The sequence below is a fragment of the Flavobacterium sp. CBA20B-1 genome (assembly GCF_028473145.1).
Lineage (GTDB): Bacteria > Bacteroidota > Bacteroidia > Flavobacteriales > Flavobacteriaceae > Flavobacterium.
The window spans coordinates 389,902-414,956 of record NZ_CP092370.1 but is presented as its reverse complement, the minus strand read 5'-3'; the positions used below and the strand labels follow the sequence as shown (position 1 = coordinate 414,956).

28 protein-coding genes are annotated in these 25,055 nt (G+C 34.5%); 16 read left to right on the top strand and 12 right to left on the bottom strand.

Features of this window, described 5'->3' with window-relative positions:
- Nucleotide 1: 1 nt before the first annotated feature.
- The 9 genes from MG290_RS02120 to MG290_RS02080 all read left to right on the top strand — a co-directional run bounded on the left by MG290_RS02120 (nucleotide 2) and on the right by MG290_RS02080 (nucleotide 6,070).
- Entirely contained in the window at nucleotides 2-850 is an 849-nt protein-coding gene (locus tag MG290_RS02120; RefSeq protein ID WP_264562271.1) for an ion transporter, read from the top strand.
- Complete coding sequence (gene miaA, locus MG290_RS02115) at nucleotides 825-1,766, top strand: tRNA (adenosine(37)-N6)-dimethylallyltransferase MiaA (protein WP_264562270.1); 942 nt, start codon at nucleotides 825-827, stop codon at nucleotides 1,764-1,766. The genes MG290_RS02120 and miaA overlap by 26 nt, the downstream gene beginning before the upstream one ends.
- Complete coding sequence (locus MG290_RS02110) at nucleotides 1,750-2,142, top strand: acyl-ACP thioesterase domain-containing protein (RefSeq protein ID WP_272585988.1); 393 nt, start codon at nucleotides 1,750-1,752, stop codon at nucleotides 2,140-2,142. Before miaA ends, MG290_RS02110 begins: the two co-directional genes overlap by 17 nt.
- On the top strand, nucleotides 2,105-2,500 hold the full coding sequence (locus tag MG290_RS02105) for a hypothetical protein (RefSeq protein WP_336297993.1): 396 nt from the start codon (nucleotides 2,105-2,107) through the stop codon (nucleotides 2,498-2,500). The genes MG290_RS02110 and MG290_RS02105 overlap by 38 nt, the downstream gene beginning before the upstream one ends.
- A complete protein-coding gene (locus MG290_RS02100; protein ID WP_264562268.1) occupies nucleotides 2,497-2,904 on the top strand; it encodes a hypothetical protein in 408 nt (135 codons plus the stop codon). Before MG290_RS02105 ends, MG290_RS02100 begins: the two co-directional genes overlap by 4 nt.
- Nucleotides 2,901-3,506 (top strand): hypothetical protein, encoded by a 606-nt coding sequence (locus MG290_RS02095; RefSeq protein WP_264562267.1) that lies wholly within the window; start codon nucleotides 2,901-2,903, stop codon nucleotides 3,504-3,506. Before MG290_RS02100 ends, MG290_RS02095 begins: the two co-directional genes overlap by 4 nt.
- Nucleotides 3,507-3,574: 68 nt before the next feature.
- Nucleotides 3,575-4,258: a cell division ATP-binding protein FtsE gene (locus MG290_RS02090; protein ID WP_264562266.1), complete on the top strand. Its 684-nt coding sequence runs from the start codon at nucleotides 3,575-3,577 to the stop codon at nucleotides 4,256-4,258.
- On the top strand, nucleotides 4,258-5,151 hold the full coding sequence (locus MG290_RS02085; protein WP_264562265.1) for a glycosyltransferase family 2 protein: 894 nt from the start codon (nucleotides 4,258-4,260) through the stop codon (nucleotides 5,149-5,151). The genes MG290_RS02090 and MG290_RS02085 overlap by 1 nt, the downstream gene beginning before the upstream one ends.
- On the top strand, nucleotides 5,144-6,070 hold the full coding sequence (locus tag MG290_RS02080; protein ID WP_264562264.1) for a glycosyltransferase family 2 protein: 927 nt from the start codon (nucleotides 5,144-5,146) through the stop codon (nucleotides 6,068-6,070). Before MG290_RS02085 ends, MG290_RS02080 begins: the two co-directional genes overlap by 8 nt.
- Here MG290_RS02080 and MG290_RS02075 read toward each other — a convergent pair.
- Nucleotides 6,062-7,102, bottom strand: coding sequence for a glycosyltransferase (locus tag MG290_RS02075; protein WP_264562263.1), 1,041 nt, complete (start codon nucleotides 7,100-7,102; stop codon nucleotides 6,062-6,064). The genes MG290_RS02080 and MG290_RS02075 overlap by 9 nt on opposite strands.
- Nucleotides 7,103-7,142: 40 nt before the next feature.
- On the opposite strand from MG290_RS02075, the gene MG290_RS02070 reads away from it, so the two are divergent.
- Nucleotides 7,143-8,030: a glycosyltransferase gene (locus MG290_RS02070; protein ID WP_264562262.1), complete on the top strand. Its 888-nt coding sequence runs from the start codon at nucleotides 7,143-7,145 to the stop codon at nucleotides 8,028-8,030.
- On the opposite strand, the gene MG290_RS02065 is transcribed toward MG290_RS02070, so the two are convergent.
- The 6 genes from MG290_RS02065 to MG290_RS02040 all read right to left on the bottom strand — a co-directional run bounded on the left by MG290_RS02065 (nucleotide 8,015) and on the right by MG290_RS02040 (nucleotide 13,622).
- Nucleotides 8,015-8,407, bottom strand: a complete 393-nt coding sequence (locus MG290_RS02065; RefSeq protein ID WP_264562261.1) for a sugar 3,4-ketoisomerase — start codon at nucleotides 8,405-8,407, stop codon at nucleotides 8,015-8,017. The two genes, MG290_RS02070 and MG290_RS02065, sit on opposite strands and share 16 nt — an antisense overlap.
- Before the next feature lies 1 nt (nucleotide 8,408).
- The gene (locus MG290_RS02060) at nucleotides 8,409-9,053 is read right to left on the bottom strand and encodes a hypothetical protein (protein ID WP_264562260.1); all 645 of its coding nucleotides are present in this window, start codon (nucleotides 9,051-9,053) and stop codon (nucleotides 8,409-8,411) included.
- 71 nt (nucleotides 9,054-9,124) lie between these two features.
- The gene (locus tag MG290_RS02055) at nucleotides 9,125-10,597 is read right to left on the bottom strand and encodes a lipid II flippase MurJ (RefSeq protein ID WP_264562259.1); all 1,473 of its coding nucleotides are present in this window, start codon (nucleotides 10,595-10,597) and stop codon (nucleotides 9,125-9,127) included.
- Nucleotides 10,597-11,580 (bottom strand): glycosyltransferase family 2 protein, encoded by a 984-nt coding sequence (locus tag MG290_RS02050; protein WP_264562258.1) that lies wholly within the window; start codon nucleotides 11,578-11,580, stop codon nucleotides 10,597-10,599. Before MG290_RS02050 ends, MG290_RS02055 begins: the two co-directional genes overlap by 1 nt.
- Nucleotides 11,581-12,678, bottom strand: coding sequence for a DegT/DnrJ/EryC1/StrS family aminotransferase (locus MG290_RS02045; protein WP_264562257.1), 1,098 nt, complete (start codon nucleotides 12,676-12,678; stop codon nucleotides 11,581-11,583). It lies immediately after the preceding gene.
- Complete coding sequence (locus tag MG290_RS02040) at nucleotides 12,675-13,622, bottom strand: FemAB family protein (protein ID WP_264562256.1); 948 nt, start codon at nucleotides 13,620-13,622, stop codon at nucleotides 12,675-12,677. The genes MG290_RS02045 and MG290_RS02040 overlap by 4 nt, the downstream gene beginning before the upstream one ends.
- A 112-nt stretch (nucleotides 13,623-13,734) precedes the next feature.
- On the opposite strand from MG290_RS02040, the gene thrS reads away from it, so the two are divergent.
- From thrS to MG290_RS02015, 5 genes are all read left to right on the top strand, one after another.
- Nucleotides 13,735-15,675: a threonine--tRNA ligase gene (gene thrS, locus MG290_RS02035; protein ID WP_257498852.1), complete on the top strand. Its 1,941-nt coding sequence runs from the start codon at nucleotides 13,735-13,737 to the stop codon at nucleotides 15,673-15,675.
- A gap of 38 nt (nucleotides 15,676-15,713) precedes the next feature.
- On the top strand, nucleotides 15,714-16,268 hold the full coding sequence (infC, locus tag MG290_RS02030) for a translation initiation factor IF-3 (protein WP_257500747.1): 555 nt from the start codon (nucleotides 15,714-15,716) through the stop codon (nucleotides 16,266-16,268).
- Nucleotides 16,269-16,318: 50 nt separating this feature from the next.
- Nucleotides 16,319-16,516, top strand: a complete 198-nt coding sequence (rpmI, locus tag MG290_RS02025; RefSeq protein ID WP_257498851.1) for a 50S ribosomal protein L35 — start codon at nucleotides 16,319-16,321, stop codon at nucleotides 16,514-16,516.
- 113 nt (nucleotides 16,517-16,629) lie between these two features.
- Complete coding sequence (rplT, locus tag MG290_RS02020) at nucleotides 16,630-16,974, top strand: 50S ribosomal protein L20 (protein WP_091096657.1); 345 nt, start codon at nucleotides 16,630-16,632, stop codon at nucleotides 16,972-16,974.
- Between the two features lie 120 nt (nucleotides 16,975-17,094).
- On the top strand, nucleotides 17,095-17,910 hold the full coding sequence (locus MG290_RS02015) for a 2,3,4,5-tetrahydropyridine-2,6-dicarboxylate N-succinyltransferase (RefSeq protein WP_264562255.1): 816 nt from the start codon (nucleotides 17,095-17,097) through the stop codon (nucleotides 17,908-17,910).
- Nucleotides 17,911-17,951: 41 nt separating this feature from the next.
- Here MG290_RS02015 and acs read toward each other — a convergent pair whose 3' ends face one another.
- From acs to MG290_RS01995, 4 genes are all read right to left on the bottom strand, one after another.
- Nucleotides 17,952-19,859, bottom strand: a complete 1,908-nt coding sequence (gene acs, locus MG290_RS02010; protein ID WP_264562254.1) for an acetate--CoA ligase — start codon at nucleotides 19,857-19,859, stop codon at nucleotides 17,952-17,954.
- Between the two features lie 89 nt (nucleotides 19,860-19,948).
- Nucleotides 19,949-20,887, bottom strand: a complete 939-nt coding sequence (locus MG290_RS02005) for an NAD(P)H-dependent flavin oxidoreductase (RefSeq protein ID WP_336297989.1) — start codon at nucleotides 20,885-20,887, stop codon at nucleotides 19,949-19,951.
- A gap of 75 nt (nucleotides 20,888-20,962) precedes the next feature.
- Complete coding sequence (gene mnmA, locus MG290_RS02000) at nucleotides 20,963-22,159, bottom strand: tRNA 2-thiouridine(34) synthase MnmA (protein WP_264562253.1); 1,197 nt, start codon at nucleotides 22,157-22,159, stop codon at nucleotides 20,963-20,965.
- 48 nt (nucleotides 22,160-22,207) lie between these two features.
- Nucleotides 22,208-22,840: a toxin-antitoxin system YwqK family antitoxin gene (locus MG290_RS01995; RefSeq protein ID WP_264562252.1), complete on the bottom strand. Its 633-nt coding sequence runs from the start codon at nucleotides 22,838-22,840 to the stop codon at nucleotides 22,208-22,210.
- Nucleotides 22,841-23,028: 188 nt separating this feature from the next.
- Between MG290_RS01995 and MG290_RS01990 the strand changes: the two genes are divergently transcribed.
- The gene (locus MG290_RS01990; RefSeq protein WP_264562251.1) at nucleotides 23,029-24,144 is read left to right on the top strand and encodes an NAD(P)/FAD-dependent oxidoreductase; all 1,116 of its coding nucleotides are present in this window, start codon (nucleotides 23,029-23,031) and stop codon (nucleotides 24,142-24,144) included.
- 86 nt (nucleotides 24,145-24,230) lie between these two features.
- Here MG290_RS01990 and MG290_RS01985 read toward each other — a convergent pair whose 3' ends face one another.
- Nucleotides 24,231-24,692 carry a hypothetical protein gene (locus MG290_RS01985; RefSeq protein ID WP_264562250.1) on the bottom strand — a complete coding sequence of 154 codons (462 nt, stop codon included), beginning with the start codon at nucleotides 24,690-24,692 and terminating at the stop codon, nucleotides 24,231-24,233.
- Between the last annotated feature and the right edge of the window lie 363 nt (nucleotides 24,693-25,055).

Sequence of the window (25,055 nt, the reverse complement as noted above, 5' to 3'; positions counted from 1 at the left end):
AATGAAACAAGTAAAAAGCAAATACGAAATTCTTCGTCAGAAAATCTACATTATTATCTATGGCACAAGCACATTAGCAGGAAAAACATTTGATTTATTGCTGTTGGTGATCATTTTGCTTAGTGTGGTATTGATTATGATGGCAAGTATCATTAGATATGATGAGCTTTACCACGATTTTTTTGTAATAAGTGAATGGATCATCACCATATTTTTTTCTATCGAATACATATTGCGCATCATTAGTAACAAAAAACCACTCAATTACATTTTTAGTTTCTATGGATTTGTTGACTTAATATCACTTTTGCCCATGTATTTAAGTTTTTTTATACCCGGATCCGAAGCGCTAACTGTAATTCGCTCGTTAAGATTACTGCGATTGTTTGCAATTTTAGATTTAATTCCATTCTTAAATCAATCTTCGCATATTAAAGAATCGTTGCGTGCCAGCATGAGTAAAATCATTGTTTTTGTGTATTTTATTTTTGTTATGTCTATAATTTTAGGAACAATAATGTACATTGTAGAAGGCCGCCACAATGGTTTTACCAATATTCCAAACAGCATTTATTGGTGTATTGTAACCATGACAACGGTTGGCTATGGCGATATTGCCCCTATCACGCCTGTTGGTAAAGCAATTGCATCGTTCATCATGATTATGGGTTATGGAATCATTGCAGTGCCAACTGGAATTGTAACCGCTGAATTGGCAAAAAATAGAAAAGGTAAAAAAGATCAGAAAAATTGTCCGCGTTGCAAAATGTATATTTATAACGAATATGCTAATTTTTGCTACAATTGCGGCGAAAAATTTATAGATGGAGCAGTTAAAATCAACAACTAACTACTTAATTGTAATCATTGGTGCCACTGCAATTGGCAAAACCGCGTTATCCATAAAACTGGCAAATCATTTTAATTGTGCTATTGTATCGTGTGATAGCCGACAGTTTTTTAAAGAAATGACCATTGGTACTGCCGTTCCTACCAAAGAAGAATTAGCACAAGCACCGCACTATTTCATTCAAAATAAATCAATTACCGAAGATTACAATGTGGGCGATTACGAAAAAGAAGCTTTGGCATTGTTAGATGAATTATTCATCCAAAACCATATACAAATTGTGGTGGGAGGTTCTGGTTTGTATGTCGATGCCATATTAAAAGGATTTGATGATTTTCCGGAAGTTTCCAATGAAATAAAAGCCGAAATCGACCAAAATTACAATACGCATGGTTTTGAATATTTACAGAAAACCTTGCAGCAATTAGATCCCGATTATTTCCATTTTTTAAACGAAAACAATCCGCAAACGTTGCAAAACCAACAGCGCATGAAACGTTTTATCGGGGTATCAATCGCAGCACAAGCACCTTACTCTTCGTTTTTAAATCAACCTAAAAAAGCAAGAAATTTTGTTCCTATTGTGATTGGTTTAGAAGCCCCGCGAGAAATAATGTACCAACGTATCAACCAACGCGTTGATGCAATGATGCAAAATGGGTTGCTACACGAAGTGGCTGGTTTAAAGGAATACCAACAATTAAACGCTTTGCAAACGGTTGGTTATCGGGAATTATTTGATTATCTTGATGAAAAAATTTCTTTGAATGATGCAATTGAAGAAATTAAGAAAAATACCCGCCGATTTGCCAAAAGACAACTAACTTGGTTTAAACGAAACGAAGATGCAAAATGGTTTTCGTATCAAGAATCTGTGCAACATATTATAAAACACATACATGCAATTACCCAATAAATTTTCATCGATTTTCAAAGGAACTTGTCACGTTACCATTGATAAATGCTCGGTAAATTCCAAAATCAGGTTTACCGATTTAATGAACATTTTGCAAGCACTTGCTGGCAAACATTCCGATTTGGGCGGCATGAGTTATTTTGATATGCAGAAAAACCATCAAGCGTGGGTGCTGAGCAGTATGCGTATCGAAGTGGAAAATTTACCACAATGGCACGAAACAATTGAAATGGAAACTTGGATTGAAACATTAGCCGGTATCAAATCGATCCGCGATTTTGAAGTGTTTCTTAACGAAAAAAAAATTATAGGTATCAACAGTTTGTGGGTGTGTGTGAATACCGAAAAAACGCAGACCCGAAGCCATTTTAATTGATCATTCGCATTTAGAGAAATTTCCCAACAAAAAACCAACAAAGCAATCTTTTGCAAAAATAGATCTTTCAAAATCTGCCCAATTAATCGCAGAACACACAGTGGTTTATTCCGATTTAGATGCTTTAAATCACGTGAACAATGTAAAATATATCGAATGGTGTTTGGATTGTTTGTCTATTGAAATTCATCAGCATGCAAAAATTAAATCAATTGACCTGAATTACTTAAAAGAATTAACATTTAATCAAAAAGCTGCTATTTATTGTTGCAAAACCGAAAAAGAATTTTATTTTTATATCCACGAAAATGCAACTATATGTTTTGCAATGCGTTTAGAATTAAATGAAAACTTATGAAAAAAATAGCTCTACTTTTTTTAGCCACAACTTTTATAGGTTGTACCACAGATATTTACGACGGCGATACTCGAATTATTGTTGAAGGAAAACTGATTTATAACAATGCACCTTTACAGGGCGTAGAAGTCAATGTATATCCTGTGTACAATCAACCTACAAATGGATCAATAACGGCTCTGTATCCCAGCGAAATAAATATAAACAGCAAGTGGATCAGTGTTTCAAAAACCAAAACCGATGCTTCTGGAACCATCAGTTTTTCCATTCCTCGAAATGAAGAAACAAATGTATATGTAATCAGAATTACGCATAATAATGACTACCGTTATTTTGGATATATATCCAATTACAATACGAATAATTACTATGTGAATTTAGGTACTTTAAATTATTCGTTATGAAAAAAATGGTTTCTTTATACTGCTTATTGATTTCGTTTTCAGGTTTTTCTCAGAACGAAAAAAATTCGAGTATTGATTTTTTCGACACTTTTCAAATGACGTTGGGCTTTTCAAATCTAGCACCCAATAATAGTATGATGGGCGATGCACACAAGTTTGCATTTCCGTCGCTTCAAGGACGTTTGGCAATCATCAGCTACCATCGATTTACGGTTGGGGCGCATTTAGGCTTTCAAAGAATGATGGTTAAAAACAACAACTATTTTGGATATTTTGAAAAAACCACCGTATTCACACCCGGTTTGTATGCAAGTTTTTATCAACCTATAAACGAACAAAGTATATTAGAACCTTATATTTCGTATGACAAATCACAATATACGAGCAATGGTTTTGGCAAAGAGCTGAATTCAGAAAGCGATGGTTTAGGTTTAGGAGTAGATTACTTGCATAAAATTGGAACCAATTCCTATTTTACATTTGGCATGAAATATTCCTTACATAAAATGCAAACCGAAACAACTCCAAATTGGGAGAAATACATGAATAACTATCAATTTTTAACAGCCAAAATTGGAATTACTTTTTCTAAAAAAAGATGATAAAGTACATATTTTCCGATGGAATTTTTATTAACCCGTAACTTTTGATATTTTTACAAAAAAAATCTATGTCAACATCTATATTAAAACTACAAAACGCAGCCATTTTTCAAGAAGAAGAACCTATTTTAACCGATGTGAATATCGATATTCAAAAAGGCGAATTTATTTACCTGATTGGTAAAACAGGTTCGGGAAAAAGTAGTTTAATGAAAACCCTTTATGCCGATTTACACTTGAAACAAGGAGAAGGTGTGATTGTTGATTACGATTTGCGTTCATTAAAACAAAGCGATATTCCTTTTTTAAGACGCAAATTGGGTATTGTTTTCCAAGATTTTAAATTGTTGCCAGACCGCAATGTGCACCAAAACCTTTTGTTTGTGTTGAAAGCAACCGGCTGGACTAATGAAAATGATATGAATGCACGAATCGAAGATGTTTTAGACCGTGTGGGAATGTTGCAACATTTAAAAAAGATGCCGCATCAAATTTCGGGTGGCGAGCAGCAACGTGTGGCAATTGCGCGTGCACTTCTAAATGACCCTGAATTGATTTTAGCCGATGAACCAACAGGAAATTTAGACCCGCAAACAAGTGTGGAAGTAATGGAAGTACTGCAAAAAATTAATGAAAACGGTAGAACTATTTTAATGGCTACGCACGATTATGCATTGCTGTTAAAATATCCGGCAAAAACATTAAAATGCGACGAAGGTAAAGTTTTCGAGGTTGTTCAAAAAACCATTTAATGCTATCTGTACTCATACCTACTTTTAATTTCAATACGGTTTCGCTTGTTAAAGAAATTTATAAGCAGTGTGTGGAAGCGCAGATTACCTTTGAAATACTTGTTTTAGATGATGCTTCGTCTTTATATCTGACTGAAAATGAAGAAATAAACCGTTTTACTTATTGTTCGTATCGTGTTTTAAATCAAAATATTGGAAGAAGCAGCATTCGCAATTTATTGGCGCAAAATGCTGCTTTTGCTTATTTACTTTTTCTTGATGCCGATGTGTTGCCGGTGCATCAAAATTTTATTGAATCCTATGTAAATGAGATTTCAAACGAGAGGCATCTTGTGGTTGGTGGCATTTGTTACGAACACGCAAAACCTCCTAAAAAGGAATATTTGCGTTGGTGTTACGGTCATAAAAGAGAAACAAAAAGTGCTGTAGATCGACAGAAAAATCCATACCACCATTTTTCTTCAGCCAATTTTTTAGTGCAAAAAAAACTGTTTTTAAGTATCCAATTTAATGAAACTATTAAAAATTATGGGCACGAAGACACGCTTTTTGCTTTTGATTTTATGAAACATGCGCACCAAATTACCCACATTAACAATCAAGTTTATCATTTAGGCTTAGAAAGCAACGAAGTTTTCATTGAAAAGAGTTTAATTAGTGTAGAAAGTGCATGGTTTTTAAAAAAAAATGGATTAATTGATGATTCGTTCATAAAAATATTGGCATTTTACAGCAAATTGCAAAAGTTTAAAGTAATGAATTGGTTGATTTATTTTGTAGGAAAAAAAGCCGAGCCGTTTATCCGTAAAAATTTGATAAGCACGCAACCGTCATTAAAATTACTCGATTTTTATAAATTGTATCATTTGATAAAACTAAATCGAAATGCCTAGATTTTCCATCATCATTCCGTTGTACAATAAAGAAAAGTATATTCAAAACACTTTAAAAAGCGTTTTGAATCAAACCTTTCAAGATTTTGAAATCATTATTGTAAACGATGGTTCCACAGACCAAAGTGTTGCATTGGTGAATGAAATAAACGACGCGCGCATTCAACTTATTCACCAAGAAAATCAAGGTGTTTCGGTAGCTAGAAATATCGGTATGGAAAATGCACATGCCAATTATATTTGTTTTTTGGATGCAGATGATTTTTGGTATCCGCATTTTTTGCAAACTTTTAATGATTTAATTGAAAAATACAGCGATTACGAAGTTTTTTCGGCCGCTTTTGAGGTAGAAACCAAGTGGAACACGTTTGCTTCGCTTTATTCAATTGATGCTTCTAAAACAGATTTGGTGGTAAATTTCTTCGATGCCAGTAAAAAAGAATGTGTAATTTGGACCTCTTGTGCCGTGTTTAAAAAATCGGTTTTTGAACACGTAGGAAATTTTGACACCACTATAAAAATTGCACAAGATACCGATTTGTGGATTCGGATTGGTATGCACTACCCTATTGTTTTTACATGGAATATTTTGGCTATTTATAAGCACGATGCAGAAAGTTTATCAAAAAAAACAGAAGATTTAACCTATCGATTGAATTTTAAAAAGTTTGAAGAAGCAGAGAAAAGCAATCAAAAATTAAAAGCCTATCTTGATTTGAACCGTTATTTTGCTGCACTTCACAGCAAATTGAACGGAAACTACCAAAATTACAAATCGTTGGTTCAACAAATTCAATTGCGAAATTTACCCTTGCGAAAGCGTATGCTGTTAAAAACACCGGCATTTATTCTACAAAAACTGGTGAAATTGCAACAATTATTAGTAAAATGGGGCATTAGTAAGTCGATTTTAAAATAAATCTCTTAGTAACATATCCCACTGCTTTATGGCATTTTCTTTAGAAAATTTTTCATTAAAGAACTGGGTATTCTTCAATAATTCATTGTAGAGTTCTTCGTTGTGAAACATTTTTTGAAGCGATTCTGCGAAAATATCAAGCTGTTTTTCCACAATCAATCCGTTTTGCTGATGCTTCACTAATTCATAAACAGAATTGTTGAATGGTGTAGTAATTACAGGCGTTGCATGGTGCAAGGCTTCCATTAAAACCAGCGGAAAACCTTCAAAATGACTTGCCAAAACCACTACTTTTGCATTTTGATAAAAAGGAGCAATATCGTTGGTGGCTACATGTACCACAATTTTTTGTTCTAAGTTATGATTTGCTGCAAACTGCTTGATTAGTGCGGCATCTTTACCACTGCCCACAAAGTGAAACTGTACGTTTTGTACATGCAATTCCGATAAATGATAAGCTTCTAACAAAAAAGTAAGGTCTTTTATATCATTTTCAAACCTACCTACAAAAAGGATGTCTTTTTTATCTTGGTTTTGATGAACCGCCAAATCATCAAAATAATGATACAATACTTGATGCTTAGCTGTAACTTCTTTTGAAACCAATTGATCAATATATTTTGAAACGCTCACAAAAGCAGTTGTATGCTTATAAGCAAATTGGTTCAACACCTTCCATCTATAAAAATAAAAATCAAAATGTGCACTGTGGATAAACTGTATTTTTGGAGTTTTTCGCAATAAAAAATCATACACTTTTTGCTTTAAAATGTTTGATTTTGTACGATGATCCATAACCACATCAATTGCGTTTTCTTTGATAAATTGGCTTATAAACAAAGGTTTTTTATAAGAAGAATAATTATTTAAACTAATCGTTTCAATATCTTTAAACTTGTATGCTTCATTAATCGCAATAATGAAAACCTTATGATTCATTTCTTTTAACAAATTTGCAGAAGCACGCACATAGTTTTGAATGCCGCCCAGCGTTAAATCTGTTACAATGATTAAGGTTTTTAATGTGTTCAATTGAATTCTTAATTTATATATTTGTAGAATAAACTTTTATATGTCGATACCCCTTGTTTCTGTAATTTGTATCTGTTTTAACCACGAAGCTTTTGTGCAACAAGCATTGCTTTCGGTGTTGAATCAAACTTATAAAAATATTGAAATAATTGTAATTAACAATGGAAGTTCAGACAATTCTGAAAAAGAAATTCAGGAAGTTGTTCAAAATCATCCCAAAATAAAGTATATAAAACGCAGCGAAACAATCAGCAATACCCAAGCTTTTAATTTTGGAGTTAAAAAATCTGCCGGAAATTTTTTAATTGATTTATCTGCCGATGACTGTTTGTTGCCAAAATGTGTAGAAAAACAAGTCGCTTTTTTTATGGAACAACCCGAAGAAGTGGGAATTGTTTATGGAAACGCCTATCACATTGATGAGAATGGGAACCGCACAAAACCTTTTTTTGAAGTAGATGATGAAAATAAAGTAATTGATAAAGCACTTTTTAAAACCGATTATCTTAGAATTTTAGGCGGTGGCAACATCATGTGTTCCGTAGCTTCTATGATTACTCGAAAACATTTTATGCTTTTAAATGGCTACAACGAAGAATTGTTTTTTGAAGATTTGGATTATTGGTTGCGCCTCTCAAAAAAGTATAGAATTGCTTTTTTAGATGCCTTTTTGGTAGAAAAAAGATATTTAAAACAATCATTAGGCAATCAATTTTATAAAAACGATGAATTTTCACGTAAAATTAATCAATCGTTGCGAAAGATTTTTAAAGAATCTTTGACCAGAAACACCAGCAAAGCAGAACACAAAGCTTTGCTAAAACGCATTCATTACAGCATGGAGCAATCTTTTAAAAACAAACGCTGGATTGATTTGCTGAAATTCTGTATTATTGAATTGAAATGCCGATTTTATCTGCTTAAATAACTCTTGAATTCATTAAAATCGCGGATGTAATCGTTTTCATCAAAAGCATCAGACGAAACAACCAAGCAAACTGCGCCCGCCGAGAAATTTCGCAATTCACGCCATGTATTCACGGGTACATACAAGCCTTCGTTGGGTTTAAATAAGTGATATACTTTTTCTTCCCATCCGTTGTTTAACACCACTTGAAAACTTCCCGCCACAGCAATAATAAATTCTTGTTGATTTTTATGAGCATGCCCGCCACGCTCTGCACCACTCGGCACATCGTATAAAAAATATACCCTATTGATTGCAAACGGAATGGTATTTCCCTCGATAACTGATAAATTGCCTCGCGGATCTTTTATTTTTGGCAGTGTAATTATTTTGCTCATTTTATAGTTTTATGGTTAAATATTTTTCAAGTGCTTCTTTTTCACTTTCCCAATCGCGCACAATATGTTCTTTAATTAGTTTTGCCGGAATACCTCCAATCAGCACGTTTTTTCCAAACGAACGGTAATCTTTATTCAGCAAAGAGTTTGTTCCAACTAAGCAATTATCTTCTGTGTGTGTGTTGCCTTTTATGGTTGATCGAGCTCCTATAAAATTGTAAGAACCAATGGTAATTTCTTTATCAACTGACAATTTTTCATGGGTAGTGCTATTTTTTATCGCATGAAAATTGGTATCGGTAATTAAACAATCGCTTCCAAATTGCACCCAATCGCCAATGGTAATACATTTATAGCAAATAATCTCTGTTCTGCTGGCAAATGAATTGATGTGTCCTAATTTTAAAAGGGCATTTGATTTAATGTATAATTTTGTATCAATACCAAACTGAACCTTTCCATGAACTTGCAAAACCCCATTTAGAACCGCCTCGCCTACTGCTCTTTTTCGTTTAAAAATTTCATAGGATTGTCCGAATCCAATCAACCCAAATTGAGGTTTTCCTATTAGTTGAATTTTTCCTTCAAATTGTAAAATTTTAAAGCCACGATACACCACCACAGGAAACAACAAAGCATCTTTCAAAGCAAAGGCTTTTAAGTTTATTCTTAAAGTTTGAAACCAGTTAATGCTGAAAAAGTGTATCAATCTGCTAATCAAAATAATGCTTTTATTTTATTCAAAATTTTAGAATCTAGTAAATATTCATCTAACCTTTTAATACTGTAAATTAACGAAATTATCACAAACAACAAGGCAATAATATCAAAATATTGTCGGTTTAATGTATAAAAACAAACAATAATAAGAGCTGTGGCGCAAACTGCAAACAGCAAAAAAAACTGATTGGCTTTTGTTAAACTAAACGCATATTTTTTTCGGATGTAGAAGTAACAATAAACAGCTCCTAAAAAATAATTGACAAGCAACGCCAAACCAATACCAAAAAGTTGCATTTTATGGTACAACCAAATAGTGAGTATCACATTTAAAAAATCGCTTACTGCATTTATATAAAAATACTGTTTCCAGTTTTTATTCGATAAAAATAAATAGCCGGTGGAATAGTTAAATCCTTTAAAAATAATGGCTGCAAGTCCAAAAATAAGAATTTGATAAACCGGTTTGAATGCTGCCGAAAACAAAATCCCTATTATAAATTCTCCTAATAGATAGAGCACTAATATTGCAGGAAGAATAAGTAATAAACAAATTTCAAATTGATTGTTTATCAATAAATTAAAATCACCCTCTTCTTCAATAACTTGAGTGAGTTTTGGAAAAAAAAATTTGCTGATTGCTATAAAAATAATTCCTAAATAGGACACCAAAATAATCAATCCGGCATTGTAGTAGCTTAAAACCGTTAAATCTATTTCTTTTAAATACAAACGAATGATATATAGGGAAAGAAATCCTAAAACTACATTCACAGACAATAATCCACCCGATTGCATCAATTTCTTAAACTGCGCTTTAATTTCTTTATTGGTAACTGTGACCGAAACGCGTTGCACACCGCTTAATTTGTAGTATAGCAAATATGTTATAAACGCGTTAACAACCATGGCAATTACAATTCCGTTGACTTTAAAATAGTAATATGCTACCAAAATAATAAGCGTGTTCACAATATTTACAAGGATATTGATTCGAATGAGTTTTTTAAAGTTTTGGGTACCTTCCAAAAAAATAATTTTACTTTGAGTGCCACTTGTGCAAACGAAATAGATGCTTAAAAGAACAAACCAAAAATAGTATTGATACGAATCAAACGTTAAAAAACTTAAATAATAGGCACCTAAAATGGAGATAGCAGCCGCCAAAATACCACTGAACAAGCAAAATAGATGTATGATTTTTAATGTTTTATGAAACGCTAAACTGTTTTTATCTTTAAAACCGGCAACTTCCCTGATTCCTGTAAAATTTATTCCAAAATTGGTAATAGAACTTATGAGTTGCGTGGTATTTTCTATCAAGCCTACCAAACCAAAATTAGCCGTACCAAGAAAATAACTCGCACCAATATTTGCCACTACTTTTAACAGCATACGGATAACCTCTACAATACCAAACAAGCTTGTAGCTTTAAATAGGGATTTATAATGTGTGTTGCTATTTTTCATTAAATTTCACAACCAATAGCTGTATAAGATTTTTTGAATACTCTATACCAATTCTGCCAATTTACGATCAATGCTTCATCTGCTAGGTTGTTTTCAATCCAAGCGGAGGGCAAATCTGAAGAAAAGGCATCTATATCATACGTTTTTTCATGGTACCACGCCTCATTTAAAATACGATTTACTAAAAAAATATCTACCGTTTCACCCAAATTTTCTTTAGACATGAGTGTTGCTGTGGTTTTATATGTTGCTTTTAAAATTTCTTGCTTTGAGTGTCCTACATTAAACGAAATACCACTATTCAGAAGTTGAGCAATTTGATTCAACTCATCAACAGCGCTTTGATTTTGTTGCCAACAAACCTTGTAATATCTCTTAGAAAAAACAGCTCCGGCCACAGAATATAATTGATAGTACTTTAAAAGCTCGTTATCAAAAGATACCAATCTTCGAGTAATGCTTCCTAATTTTAAAAAATTGGTTCTAAAGATTGCATCAAATAAAAACACATTTTTAGTAAAAACAGTTGGTTGAACCAAGTTAAAATAGTTGTTTTCCGCAACTGTATTTTCAGAGATTAAAAGGCTGTTTTTTAACCATCTAAACTTAATCATATCTGTTTTTGAATCATACACATTTTTAGTGAATTCTTTGTAATTTATCTGAGTTGTAAACCACATATCATCTTCTAAAAGTATAAAATATTCACTGCCTTTTAAAACTTCATCTCTCCAAAAATTGGCAGGAATCACTTTTTCCGGAACTATATTTGAAGAAATAGCTGCACTTTTTTGATTGTAATAAGGCGATTTTACAACTTCTACTTCTGGAAATAAATTTACAATTTTATCTAAATATTTTTGAGGTGTTCCATCATCTAAAACCACAATTCTTGCATCGAAATGTTGTAAAAAATGATATATACTGGCAATGGTACGATGCAGCAAATACGGGCGATTAAACGATTTTATATACACATCCATTTAAAAACCATTCATTTTTTCAATTATAAAATCTTGCTCATCAACCGTTAGCGATGGGTTCAGAGGAATACTCACAATTTGCTTGTGAACCAACTCTGAAATCGGGAAACGCAAATCATTTAATTCGCTCATTGCTTGTTGTTTATGAGGCGGAATAGGATAATGAATCAACGTTTGAATATTGTGATCCATGAGATATTGCTGAAACTCGGCCCGATGCTCTACCCTCACTGGGAACACATGAAAAACATGCGCACTAAAATCATTTACAAACGGCAAAACAACCAACGGATTTATAATTTCTGTTAAATATCGTTTTGCGATGCCTTGTCTTTTCTTGTTATCAAAATCTAAATCTGGTAATTTCAATCGCAAAAAAGCCGCTTGTAATTCGTCTAGCCGCGAATTGATACCTTTATATATATTGTGATACTTTAATTCAGAACCATAATTTCGCAAACTGCGCACACAATCAGCAAGTTGTGCATTGTTTGTGGTTATGGCACCACCATCGCCCAAACAACCTAAATTTTTGCCTGGATAAAAACTAAATCCGGCCGCATTGCCAATAGCACCGGCTTTTCTATCATTTGCCACCGCGCCGTGTGCTTGTGCTGCATCTTCTATTAGCAGCAATCCAAAATCTTTACAAAATGTTTGAATAGCCAACGCATCGGTGATTTGTCCGTATAAATGCACCATCAAAACCGCTTTGGTATTTTGGGTAACTTGCTGCTGCAACACATCAATTGTAAGATTATAATTTAAAAAATTAGTATCGACCAATTTCGGGGTTAAACCTGCATTTTGTATGGCTAAAATACAAGCAATATAGGTATTTGCAGGCACAATCACTTCATCGCCCGGTTGCAAAGCTCCTAGTTCAATATAAGCTTTAAAAATTAACAGTAAAGCATCTAAGCCATTGCCAACGCCAATGCAGTGCGACACCTTGCAATAGGCTGCAAATTCCTGCTCAAATTTCAACACTTCATCACCTAAAATATAATGCCCTTTATCAAAAAAAAGTTTGGTTTTTGATAAAAAAGCTTCCTGATACGGCTGGTTTATTTTTTTTATGTTTAGATAAGGAATCATAGCCTAATTTGATAAATGTTTTGTGGATATGCACGGCATCCCAATTCTTTTTTCTGATTCATTAAACCAAGATTGATACCCTCGGGAAAAGAGGCATCAGTCGCGGTACCCATATCAAAAAAAGCAAAATTAAGTTTTTTAAATTTATGGATGAGTTCAATAAATAAAAAGTCCATAGCTCTTAATTTTTTTCCTAAAGCTGACGATGCACCGTATTGCGATTTAACAATAAATCCGGCATGTACAAACAACGTAATTCCTGCCACAATTTCATCCTTATAATAAAGGTTGCATTGAATGATATTTTTATGGAATTTTTTCTTTAAAGATGTAATTTCTTCCAACGAATGCAAAGGTTTTGTTAGATATTTCTCTTTTAACAAAGGTTCTAAAATTTCTTCCCAAAAAGGTTCAAACGCATCATCTTCCACCAATAAAAAATTATTTTTTACTGCACGGTGATAGTGCTTTAATTTACTTTTAGAAATTTTAAAATCATTAAGGTTCACTTGAAAATTACTCGTTTGCTGAACTAATTTTCTATCAAGACTTAAATCATCATTCCACATTTGCCTTTGATAAGGCGTTGGCATTTCTTTAATAATCAAATCGGTAAAACCCATCCCTGAAAGATAATCTTTAATATGTTGCCAAAAAAATGCATGAGTTTCATCGGTGCAATGAGGTGCAATTAGCAATCCACCAAAAGTTAAACCTTGGTGTGAATATATCGTTTTATCTAAGACATTAGCGGGCAAAATGGCTTTTAAACTGCCCTTGCAAAAAAGCATAAGCGAAAAATCTTCGAATCGGTCTTTGTGATATTCCATAAAAGCTCTATGAAACAAAAAAGTTCCATTTTCAGCATTATCAACAAAGGAATCCCAATCGTTTTTAAAACGATTTTTATACCGAACAATTTCTACCAAATCTTTTGTAATCATTATAACAACGAAATAAAGCAAAAACTATAACATTTCATAATGAAAGCTTACTATTTTTTGTTAAGGTAAAATAATTCTTTAGTATATTTGCATGATAAATTTAAAAAGCAAAATGATTAAAATAACATTACCAGATGGTTCGGTGCGCGAATACGCTTCAGGCGTAACACCGCATGAAGTCGCTTTAAGCATAAGCGAAGGTTTAGCACGTAACGTAATTTCAGCAAATTTTAACGGAACAACCGTTGAAACGGTTACGCCTTTAACCACCGATGGTAGTTTAACGTTATATACTTGGAACGATGCCGACGGAAAAAAAGCTTTTTGGCACTCTACATCACACGTTATGGCACAAGCTTTGCAAGAGATGTATCCGGGCATTAAATTAACAATTGGCCCTGCAATTGACAACGGATTTTATTATGATGTGGATTTTGGTGCAAATAAAATCTCAGACAATGATTTCAAAGCCATTGAAGATCGAATTTTAGCAATATCAAAGGAAAAACACGAATTTAAAATGCGATCTGCTACAAAGGCAGAAGCATTAGAATTATATAAGGATAACGAATATAAAACCGAATTAATTCAGAATTTAGAAGACGGCACAATAAGTTTTTGCGACCACGCAACCTTCACCGATTTGTGTCGTGGAGGGCACATTCCAAACACCGGAATCATTAAAGCCGTAAAAATACTTTCTGTTGCAGGTGCATATTGGCGCGGTGATGAGAAGAACAAGCAATTAACGCGTGTTTACGGTATATCGTTTCCAAAACAAAAAGAACTTACCGAATATTTAGAAATGATCGAAGAGGCAAAACGCCGTGATCACCGTAAATTAGGTAAAGAATTAGAATTGTTTCATTTCTCGCAACGTGTAGGGCAAGGATTGCCATTGTGGCTGCCAAAAGGTGCTGCATTGCGCGATCGTTTGGAACAATTTTTACGCAAAGCACAAAAGAAAGCAGGTTATGAACAAGTTGTAACGCCGCACATTGGTCAAAAAGAATTGTATGTAACGTCAGGGCATTATGCAAAATATGGCGCTGATTCATTCCAACCAATTCACACACCGGCAGAAGGCGAAGAGTTTTTATTAAAACCAATGAACTGTCCGCACCACTGCGAAATTTACAATGCAAAACCTTGGTCGTACAAAGATTTGCCAAAACGTTATGCAGAATTTGGAACGGTTTATAGATACGAACAATCAGGTGAATTGCATGGTTTAACACGTGTTCGTGGTTTCACTCAAGACGATGCCCATATATTTTGTACACCCGATCAGTTAGATGAAGAATTCAAAAAAGTAATTGATTTGGTACTTTACGTATTTGGATCATTAGGTTTTGAAAACTTCACCGCTCAAGTTTCCGTTCGCGATTTAAGCAATCCGGATAAATATATTGGGTCGGTAGAAAATTGGGAAAAAGCAGAAAATGCCATCATCAGCGCAGCAAAAGATAAAGGCTTAAACTATGTGGTGGAATCGGGCGAAGCAGCTTTCTACGGACCAAAGTTAGATTTCATGGTGAAAGATGCTTTAGGACGCAGCTGGCAGTTAGGAACCATTCAGGTAGATTACAATTTACCCGAGCGTTTTGATTTAACCTACAAAGGAGCAGACGATAAATTGCACCGCCCCGTAATGATTCACCGTGCCCCCTTTGGTTCAATGGAGCGATTTATTGCCATTTTATTAGAGCATACTGGCGGTCATTTCCCATTATGGTTGATGCCAGAACAAGTTATTATCTTGTCTTTAAGCGAGAAATATGAAAATTATGCAAAAAAAGTTTTAACTTTGTTGGAAAATAACGAAATTCGCGCTAAACTTGACGACCGCAACGAAACAATAGGTAAAAAAATTCGAGAAGCCGAATTACAAAAGTATCCGTACATGTTGATCATTGGCGAAGAAGAAGAAAAAAACAACCAAGTTTCAGTACGCAAACAAGGCGAATCAGGAAAAACAAACACATCAATGAGTATTGAAGAATTTTCTTCATTAATTCAAGATGAAATAAACAAAACAATAAAACAATTTTAAGTTTAACCGCTTGGCAACAAGCACAAAATTTTAAACCCATAGCAGTACATAACAGAAGAGGTTTCAAACCTCACGAGAAGAAGGAAGATGCACACAAAACAAATGAAGCGATTCGTGTGCCAGAAGTTCGTTTAGTAGGCGATAATGTAGAACCAGGAGTATATAAAACTTCTCAGGCAATGGCAATTGCAGATGAGCAAGGATTAGACTTAGTGGAAATTTCACCCAACGCTGCACCACCTGTTTGTAAAATTATCGACTACAAAAAGTTTCTTTACGAACAAAAGAAACGTGACAAAATGTTGAAAGCTAAAACTGCACAAATTACGGTTAAAGAAATTCGTTTTGGCCCACAAACAGACGAACACGATTACGAGTTTAAAAAGAAAAATGCGATGAAGTTTCTTAAAGAAGGTTCTAAATTAAAAGCATTTGTATTTTTTAAAGGACGATCAATTATTTACAAAGAACAAGGGCAAATATTACTATTGCGTTTGGCACAAGACCTTGAAGAATATGGTAAAGTAGAAGCCATGCCCGTTCTTGAAGGAAAAAGAATGACGATGTATATTGCACCTAAAAAGAAAAATTAGTATTTTTGCAAAATATTGTTAAGTAAGATAACATAAATACCTAGGAACAAATGCCTAAAATGAAAACTAAATCTAGTGCCAAAAAACGTTTTACCGTTACAGGTTCTGGAAAAATTAAAAGAAAACACGCTTTTAAAAGCCACATCTTAACAAAGAAGTCTAAAAAGCGTAAACTAGCTTTAACACACTCTGGTTTAGTACATAAAGCAGACGAGAAAAGCATCAAAGAACAATTAAGAATCATCTAATCGTTCTTTCGGTTAAAACAATTTAATAACCCTGGAGTGGGCTGATCTTTAAAAATATTCGGTCGAAAGTGGTGTGTTTCACATCCGCCCTACTACAAAAAAAATTTAAAATTATGCCAAAAGCAAATAATGCAGTAGCATCAAGAGCAAGAAGAAAAAGAATTTTGAAGCAAGCCAAAGGTTTCTTCGGAAGACGTAAAAACGTTTGGACAGTAGCTAAAAACGCGGTAGAAAAAGCAATGCAATATGCATACCGCGACAGAAAACAAAAGAAAAGAAATTTCCGCGCGTTATGGATCATGCGTATCAACGCTGGTGCACGCTTACACGGAATGTCTTATTCTCAATTCATGGGTAAAATCAAAGCGAACAACATCGAGTTAAACCGTAAGGTTTTAGCAGATTTAGCAATGAACCACCCAGAAGCTTTCACAGCTATCGTTAATAAAATTAAATAAACGTTTGTAAAACCCGTTTATCTTACTTATCAAATATAAAAAACCTGCTTTATGGCAGGTTTTTTTATTAGATTAGAAAAAATAAGTAATAAGATTAATATATTTGCAAAAACTGATTTTATGCAAGAATTAAAAAACATCATAGAGCAAGCTTGGGAAAACAGAGAAATGTTACAACAAGAAGCTACACAAAACACCATTAGAAAAGTTATCGATTTAATTGATAATGGCGAATTGCGAACTGCAGAACCAATTGATGGTGGTTGGCAAATAAACGAATGGGTTAAAAAAGCAGTTGTTCTCTACTTCCCTATTCAAAAAATGGAAACATTAGAAGCCGGAATTTTTGAGTACCATGACAAAATGCCTTTAAAACGCAATTATGCTGAAAAAGGTGTTCGTGTGGTTCCAAATGCAGTTGCTCGTCATGGTGCCTATATTTCTGCAGGTGTTATCTTAATGCCGTCGTACGTGAATATTGGTGCTTATGTTGATGAAGGAACAATGGTTGATACATGGGCTACGGTGGGTTCTTGTGCACAAATTGGCAAAAACGTACATTTATCGGGTGGCGTTGGTATTGGTGGTGTTTTAGAGCCTTTACAAGCCGCTCCTGTTATTATTGAAGATAATGCTTTTATTGGTTCTCGTTGCATTGTGGTGGAAGGTGTTCGTGTAGGGAAAGAAGCTGTTTTAGGTGCCAATGTGTGTTTAACTGCTTCTACAAAGATTATCGATGTTACTGGTGAAACTCCTATTGAAATTAAGGGATATGTCCCAGAACGTTCGGTTGTTATTCCAGGTTCTTACACTAAAAAATTTCCCGCGGGTGAATATCAAGTTCCATGTGCATTGATTATCGGGAAACGCAAAGAAAGTACCGATAAAAAAACTTCTCTAAATGATGCGTTGCGTGAGCATAATGTAGCTGTATAAAAATAAAATCCCTTTAACGTGAAAATTAAAGGGATTTTTTATTAAACACGACCATTAATAATGTTCTGAACCACTTCGGGATTAATCATCGTTGATGTATCGCCAAAATTTTCCAATTGATTCATTGCTATTGATCGCAATAGTCTTCGCAATATTTTACCTGAACGTGTTTTTGGTAAATCATCCACAAACTGCATTTTATCAAGTTTACCAATTGGTCCGTAATGATCTGCAATTAATTGGTTAATTTCCTTTTTCAAGTTTTCTCGGTCGCGTGTGCTTCCTTCTTTTTTTAAGGAAATATATCCATATAAAGCATTTCCTTTTATATCATGTGGAAACCCAACCACTGCCGATTCTGCTACAGCCGGATGTTGGTTAATAGCATCCTCAATGGGTGCTGTTCCCAAATTGTGTCCTGAAACAATCACCACATCATCTGCCCTACCTGTAATACGATAATAACCTACTTCATCTCGCAAGGCGTTATCGCCCGTGAAATAAGTTCCTGGAAAATCAGTGAAATAGGTATTTACAAAACGTTCATGATCGCCCCAAATGGTTCTTGCAATCGAAGGCCACGGAAACTTCACACATAAACTGCCCATTACTTGATTGCCTTTTATTTCATTGTTTTTTTCGTCCATTAAAACCGATTGTATGCCGGGCAATGGTAAAGTAGCATAGGTTGGTTTAGTTGGAGTTACATACGCCAGCGGTGCAATCATTATAGAACCTGTTTCTGTTTGCCACCATGTATCTACAATCGGGCATCGTTTTTTTCCAATAAAATCATTAAACCAGTGCCAAGCTTCTTCATTAATAGGTTCGCCAACCGAACCTAAAACCCGCAAGGAAGATAGATCGTGCGAAGCAACATAAGAATAATCAGTGGTCATTAACGATCGAATGGCTGTGGGTGCTGTATAAAAATGTGTGATTTTATATTTATCAATGATTTCCCAATAGCGCGATGGATCAGGATAAGTAGGTATTCCTTCAAAAAGAACTGTTGTGGCACCGTTTAACAAGGCACCATATAAAATGTATGAATGTCCCGTAATCCATCCTAAATCGGCACTGCACCAAAAAACATCGGTATCTTTATAATTAAAAACATTTTGAAAACTATAAGCCGTTTGCACCATATAACCAGCAGTAGTATGCACCATTCCCTTAGGTTTACCGGTTGATCCCGAAGTATAAAGGATAAATAATGGATCTTCCGCATCCATAATTTCAGTAGTATTTGTGTTTTCAGCAGCTTGGTACAGTTCATCAAACCAAACGTCTTTCTCGGGATTAAACGCCACTTTTTCATTGGTGCGTTTCACAACCAAAACTTTTTCTACAGTAGTTAATCCTTCAATTGCTTTATCTACAACTTCTTTGGTTTTGATTGTTTTTTCGCCGCGGAAACCTCCATCTGAAGTTACAATTATTTTTGCAGCACAATCTTGCACACGCGAACGAATGGCCGCATCTGAAAATCCTGCAAAAATCACAGAATGTATGGCACCAATTCGGGCACAAGCCAACATGGTTATGGCTAATTCTGGAATCATTGGCAAGTAAATACATACACGATCGCCTTTTTTAACGCCTAACGATTTTAAAACATTTGCTGTTTTTGAAACGCTAGTGTACAGTTCATTGTAACTAATGTGTTGCGGTTTTTCAGACGGATTGTTCGGTTCAAAGATTAGAGCTGTTTTTTCGCCACGCTTTGATAAATGTCTATCGATACAATTTTTGGTAATATTTAATTTGGCATTCACAAACCATTTTATAGCGCCTTTGGGAAAATCAACTTCAAAAACTTTATCCCAAACCTGATACCAAATAAAGTTTTCTTCAGCAATTTTGCTCCAAAACTTTCGAGGCTCGCGGACTGATTTTTTATAATGTTTAAAATATTGTTCTAAATCGGTGATTTTGTAATAACTCATAATTTTATTTATAGGTTGGCTTTCTAAAATTAATAAAAAAAGGAATATCTATTGTAAATATTCCTTGCTTTTATGGGTTTATTATGAATTTAGAACGATAAATCGACTTTAATGGATTGATGAAAATCGGCAATAATTTCCTGCATCACATCATCAACTGGTTTAATTTCGTTAATCAAACCAACAATCTGACCAATTTCGAGTTCACCATTTTCTAAATCACCTTCAAACATACCGCGTTTCGCTCGTGCCCTACCCAACAATGCTTTTAGATCGTCTGGAGTGGCACATTTTCCGTACGCTTCTTGCACTTCGTTAAAAAATTTATTGCGAATTAACCGCACCGGTGCCAATTCTTTCAACGTAAGATAGGTGTCACCTTCTTGTGCATTCACACATGCATCTTTGAAATGTTGGTGCGAAGAACTTTCGATAGTCATTGCAAATCGGGTACCCATTTGTACGCCATCGGCACCTAAAACCATTGCAGCATGCATCGACTTTCCGGTTGCAATTCCACCTGCGGCAATCAAAGGAATTTGTAAATGCTGTTTTACCATGGGTATTAAAGTCAATGTTGTGGTTTCTTCCCTACCGTTGTGTCCGCCGGCTTCAAAACCTTCAGCAACCACAGCATCAACTCCGGCTTCTTGTGCTTTAATAGCAAACTTTGACGAACTCACCACATGAACCACCGTAATGCCTTTTTCCTTTAACCAAGAAGTCCATGTTTTGGGATTTCCTGCCGATGTAAACACAACTTTAACACCTTCTTCCACAATGATATTCATAATTTCATCGATATTTGGATACAACATGGGAACATTCACGCCAAAAGGTTTATCGGTTGTTTGCTTACATTTTTGAATATGTTCGCGCAAAACTTCCGGATACATGGAGCCGGCGCCAATTAAGCCCAAACCGCCAGCATTGCTAACCGCTGCTGCCAATTTGTACCCGCTGTTCCAAATCATTCCGCCTTGAATAATTGGATATTTTATATTGAATAATTGTGAGATTCTGTTCATTTTATTTATTTTTCGATTCTTACAAAAATAAAAAAACCAAGCCTAATATGCTTGGTTTTTTCTCGATATATCTTATTAAATCTTCGATATCACTCCAGAGCCTATTAATTCATCATCTATATGCCATGAAACAAACTGTCCTTCGGTAATGGCTGATTGCGGTTCATTAAATCGCACAAATAATCCTTTTTCGGTTTGATGCAATGTTGCTTTTTGCAACGGCTGACGGTATCGAATACGCGCCATTACTTCCATGGTTTCGCCATTGTTTATACGCAAATCTTCGCGTATCCAATGGATTTCATGTGGCTGTACCAAAAGCGTTTTGCGAAACAAGCCAGGATGAGCATGGCCTTGACCTGTATAAATGGCATTTTCGGTAACATTGGTATCAATAATGAACAATGCTTCTTGCGTTCCGCCAACATTCAAGCCTTTTCGCTGACCAATTGTAAAATAATGCGCACCGTTGTGTTCACCTACTTTTTTGGCCATTTCGAGAGTGTATTTCACTGAGGTGGCTTCCCAAGTTAATTCATCAATCAACGAATCAAAAGTCGGTTTTTGATTGGTATAAACTGCATGATCTTTAGAAACTTCGTAAATAATTCCCTTTTTAGGTTTCAATTGCTGTTGTAAAAAATCAGGTAAACGTACTTTTCCTATAAAGCACAAACCTTGTGAATCTTTCTTTTCGGCTGTAATTAAATCGTTTTTGGCAGCAATCTCACGAACTTCTGGCTTTAAATATTCACCAATCGGGAACAATGCTTTTGCTAGTTGTTCTTGTGATAATTGGCATAAAAAATAGGATTGATCTTTGTTGGGATCTTTACCAGCTAATAATTTGTAAACTTTTTTTCCGTTTACAATTGCTTCTTCTTTTCGGCAATAATGACCAGTTGCTACAAAATCGGCACCTAATTCTAATGCAATTTTCATGAACACGTCGAATTTAATTTCACGGTTGCACAAAACATCCGGATTGGGTGTACGTCCGTTTTCATATTCGTTGAACATATAGTCCACGATACGTTCTTTGTATTCTTCGCTTAAATCTACTGTTTGAAAAGGAATTCCCAATTTATCGGCAACCAATAACGCATCGTTACTATCTTCTAACCAAGGACATTCATCGGAAATGGTAACGGAATCATCGTGCCAGTTCTTCATGAACAAGCCAATCACTTCATACCCTTGATCTAAAAGCAATTGCGCTGCAACGCTGGAATCTACACCGCCAGAAAGACCTACTACTACTCTTTTTTTCATTGTTTATAAATCGAAAAGCAAAGTTACAACAATTGATTGAGTTGTATTTTATTTGGTAGTTTTTTTAGGTACAATTAGCTTTCCGTTAACATATTCGGCTTCATCAGTAATTTTTCCGTTGGTATCACGAATGATGATCTTTCCATCCAATGCACCATTTTTGTAATGCGTTTCTTTAATTTTTACTCCGTTTTCAGCATATTGATTAGAAATTCCATCTTCGATACCGTTTTTGTATTCTAGTTCTTCCGACAATTTACCCGAACTGTAATAGGCTTTTTTCACACCGTGCAATTTGTCGTTTTTATAGGGTTCTTCTGCCATTATATTTTGCCCGTCCACATGATAAATCTTCCAAATGCCTTCTCGCATTTTGTTGATATAAACCCCTTCAGACATTTTCTTTTTACCATTATAAAAAACAGTGTACACCGATCCGTCAGCTTTAAACTCTTTAGTAGCAATGAGCTTTTTATCGGGTTCATCGGCATAAAACTTAAAAGTTCCTATTTCTTTACCGTTTTTAAAGGTTCCTTCATATTTTATATGATTTGTTTTTGGATAATATCCCACCCAAACACCTTCGCGTTGCCCTTGCGCATTGGTTTTATTAACATCTTGTGCATATACCGCAACCGATGCAGACATCACAGCAGCTACTGTTATAATAGATTGTTTCATTTTTCAAAGATTATTTTTTCAAAAATACGTTTTATGATTTTGTATTTACAATTATTTTGCCAGAAATTATAATTTCACTTATCAAATTCAAGTTGGCACAAGATTTATAAACTAAAAATCGAAAATTAATAGTATAAACTTGAAAATTAGTAAAAAAAGCGTGTATTTTTGAATTATATAATTGTACTATGCATTTAAGTTTTTGGGAATTAGAAACATACTTTCGAAATATTGACTTTACTATTGTTGGAAGCGGAATTGTGGGTTTGAGCACCGCTTATCATTTACGATTGAAACATCCAAATGCCAAAATCATCATTCTGGAAAAAGGAATGCTTCCCGAGGGTGCAAGCACGAAAAACGCCGGGTTTGCTTGTTTTGGAACTTTGTCGGAAATACTTTGGTATCTGGAATCGAATGCTGAAGAAGATGTTTACAAGTTGGTGGAACGAAGAGTAAAAGGTTTGCAAAAGTTGCGGTCATTAATTCCCGATGAAAAAATGAATTATTATCAATACGGCGGTTTTGAAATTTTTCGAGAAACTGATAAAGAGTTAATGGATAAAAGCTTAGAAAATTTGGATCGAATTAATTCTTGGTTGCATCCCATTTTTCAGGAGAATGTATTTCGAAAAGCTACTAAAAGCTTTGGTTTTAAAGATACAATTGGCATGATTGAAACCGATTTTGAAGGACATATTCACACCGGAAAAATGATGAAAAACTTCATGAAATTGGTTGTTTCAAATGATGTTTCAATTTTAAATAATGTGGAAGTTGTAAATCTAAATGACACTAAACAAGAAGTTCAAATTGAACTCAAAAACGGATTTCAATTCAAATCAAAAAAAGTTTTACTCTGTACCAATGCATTTACTTCAAAATTATACGATTTAGACGTTGTTCCCGCACGGGCACAAGTTTTGGTCACCAAACCAATTGAAAATTTACCTTTTAAAGGATGTTTTCACATGGACGAAGGTTTTTATTATTTTAGAAATGTTGGTAACCGCGTGCTATTCGGAGGTGGAAGAAATCTGGATTTAGAAGGAGAAACCACTACGGAATTTGCTACAACAACATTAATTCAAAATCAATTGGAAACTTATTTAAGAGAAATCATTCTTCCGAATCATACATTTGAAATCGATCATCGCTGGAGCGGCATTATGGGTATGGGTTCAAAACGAAATCCGATTGTGAAACAGCTTTCCAACAATGTCTTTTGTGGCGTTCGTTTAACGGGTACGGGTATTGCGATTGGATCTATTGTAGGTGAAGAATTGGCTGATTTGTTGGATTAGCATAGATTGTCTTAACTAAGACCTGATTTAACTTAACATTCTTATGCAAATTCAGAAATTTAGCGTAGCTGGAGACAGAACCATTGTTAATCTTCTTCACCTAAGAAATCAAGTTCATCACTTCGTTGTTCATAATCGTGTGCAATTCCGGGTGGATTAAACAACCCCCAAGAGTCTGTAATAAAATGTTTTTTGTTAAAACCTGCAACCCATTCCACAAAAAGCAATCGAAATTCTTCAATTTGATTTCTTACAATTTTATAATATTCCACATCTTCAAAACCAAACATTTTTAAACTGTGATAAGAAACCATTAAATCGCGTGCTGCTTTGCGAATTAAGGCAGCATTTTCCATTTTTATGTCATATAACTTCGCACCAAAAGCACCAGCAAGTTTGGCTTGAATAAGCATGGCATCACCTAATAATTGCGCTTTCAGGTCTAACAATATCTCATCATCAGTAGAAAATAAATCGGTAATGGTTTTAATCGTATCGAAAATTTCTTCTGCTTTCTTGTAAATAGGTGTTTGTAAGTAATCTCTCATGATTTGCTTTTATATTAATCTACTAATCGTACTCTTAAAGGTTGGTTTTTCTTGCTTTCAAACTATGTTCTACCACATTAATATATAACCCTTTCAGGGAAAAACTATACATATTCTCTTATTACCAATGCGGTGCATTGGGTTAGAATACATTTCCCTTTCAGGGAAAACCTCACTTTTAATGAAAAGACTGAAAAGCCTTATATATCTTAACCAAAGGCAACGTCTTTGGTATGAATGCTTATAAAACTGTTGCGCCCTGAAAGGGCATGATACTATTTCTTTGAACCAAATGCGGTGCATTGGGTTAGAATACATTTCCCTTTCAGGGAAAACCTCACTTTTAATGAAAAGGCTGAAAAG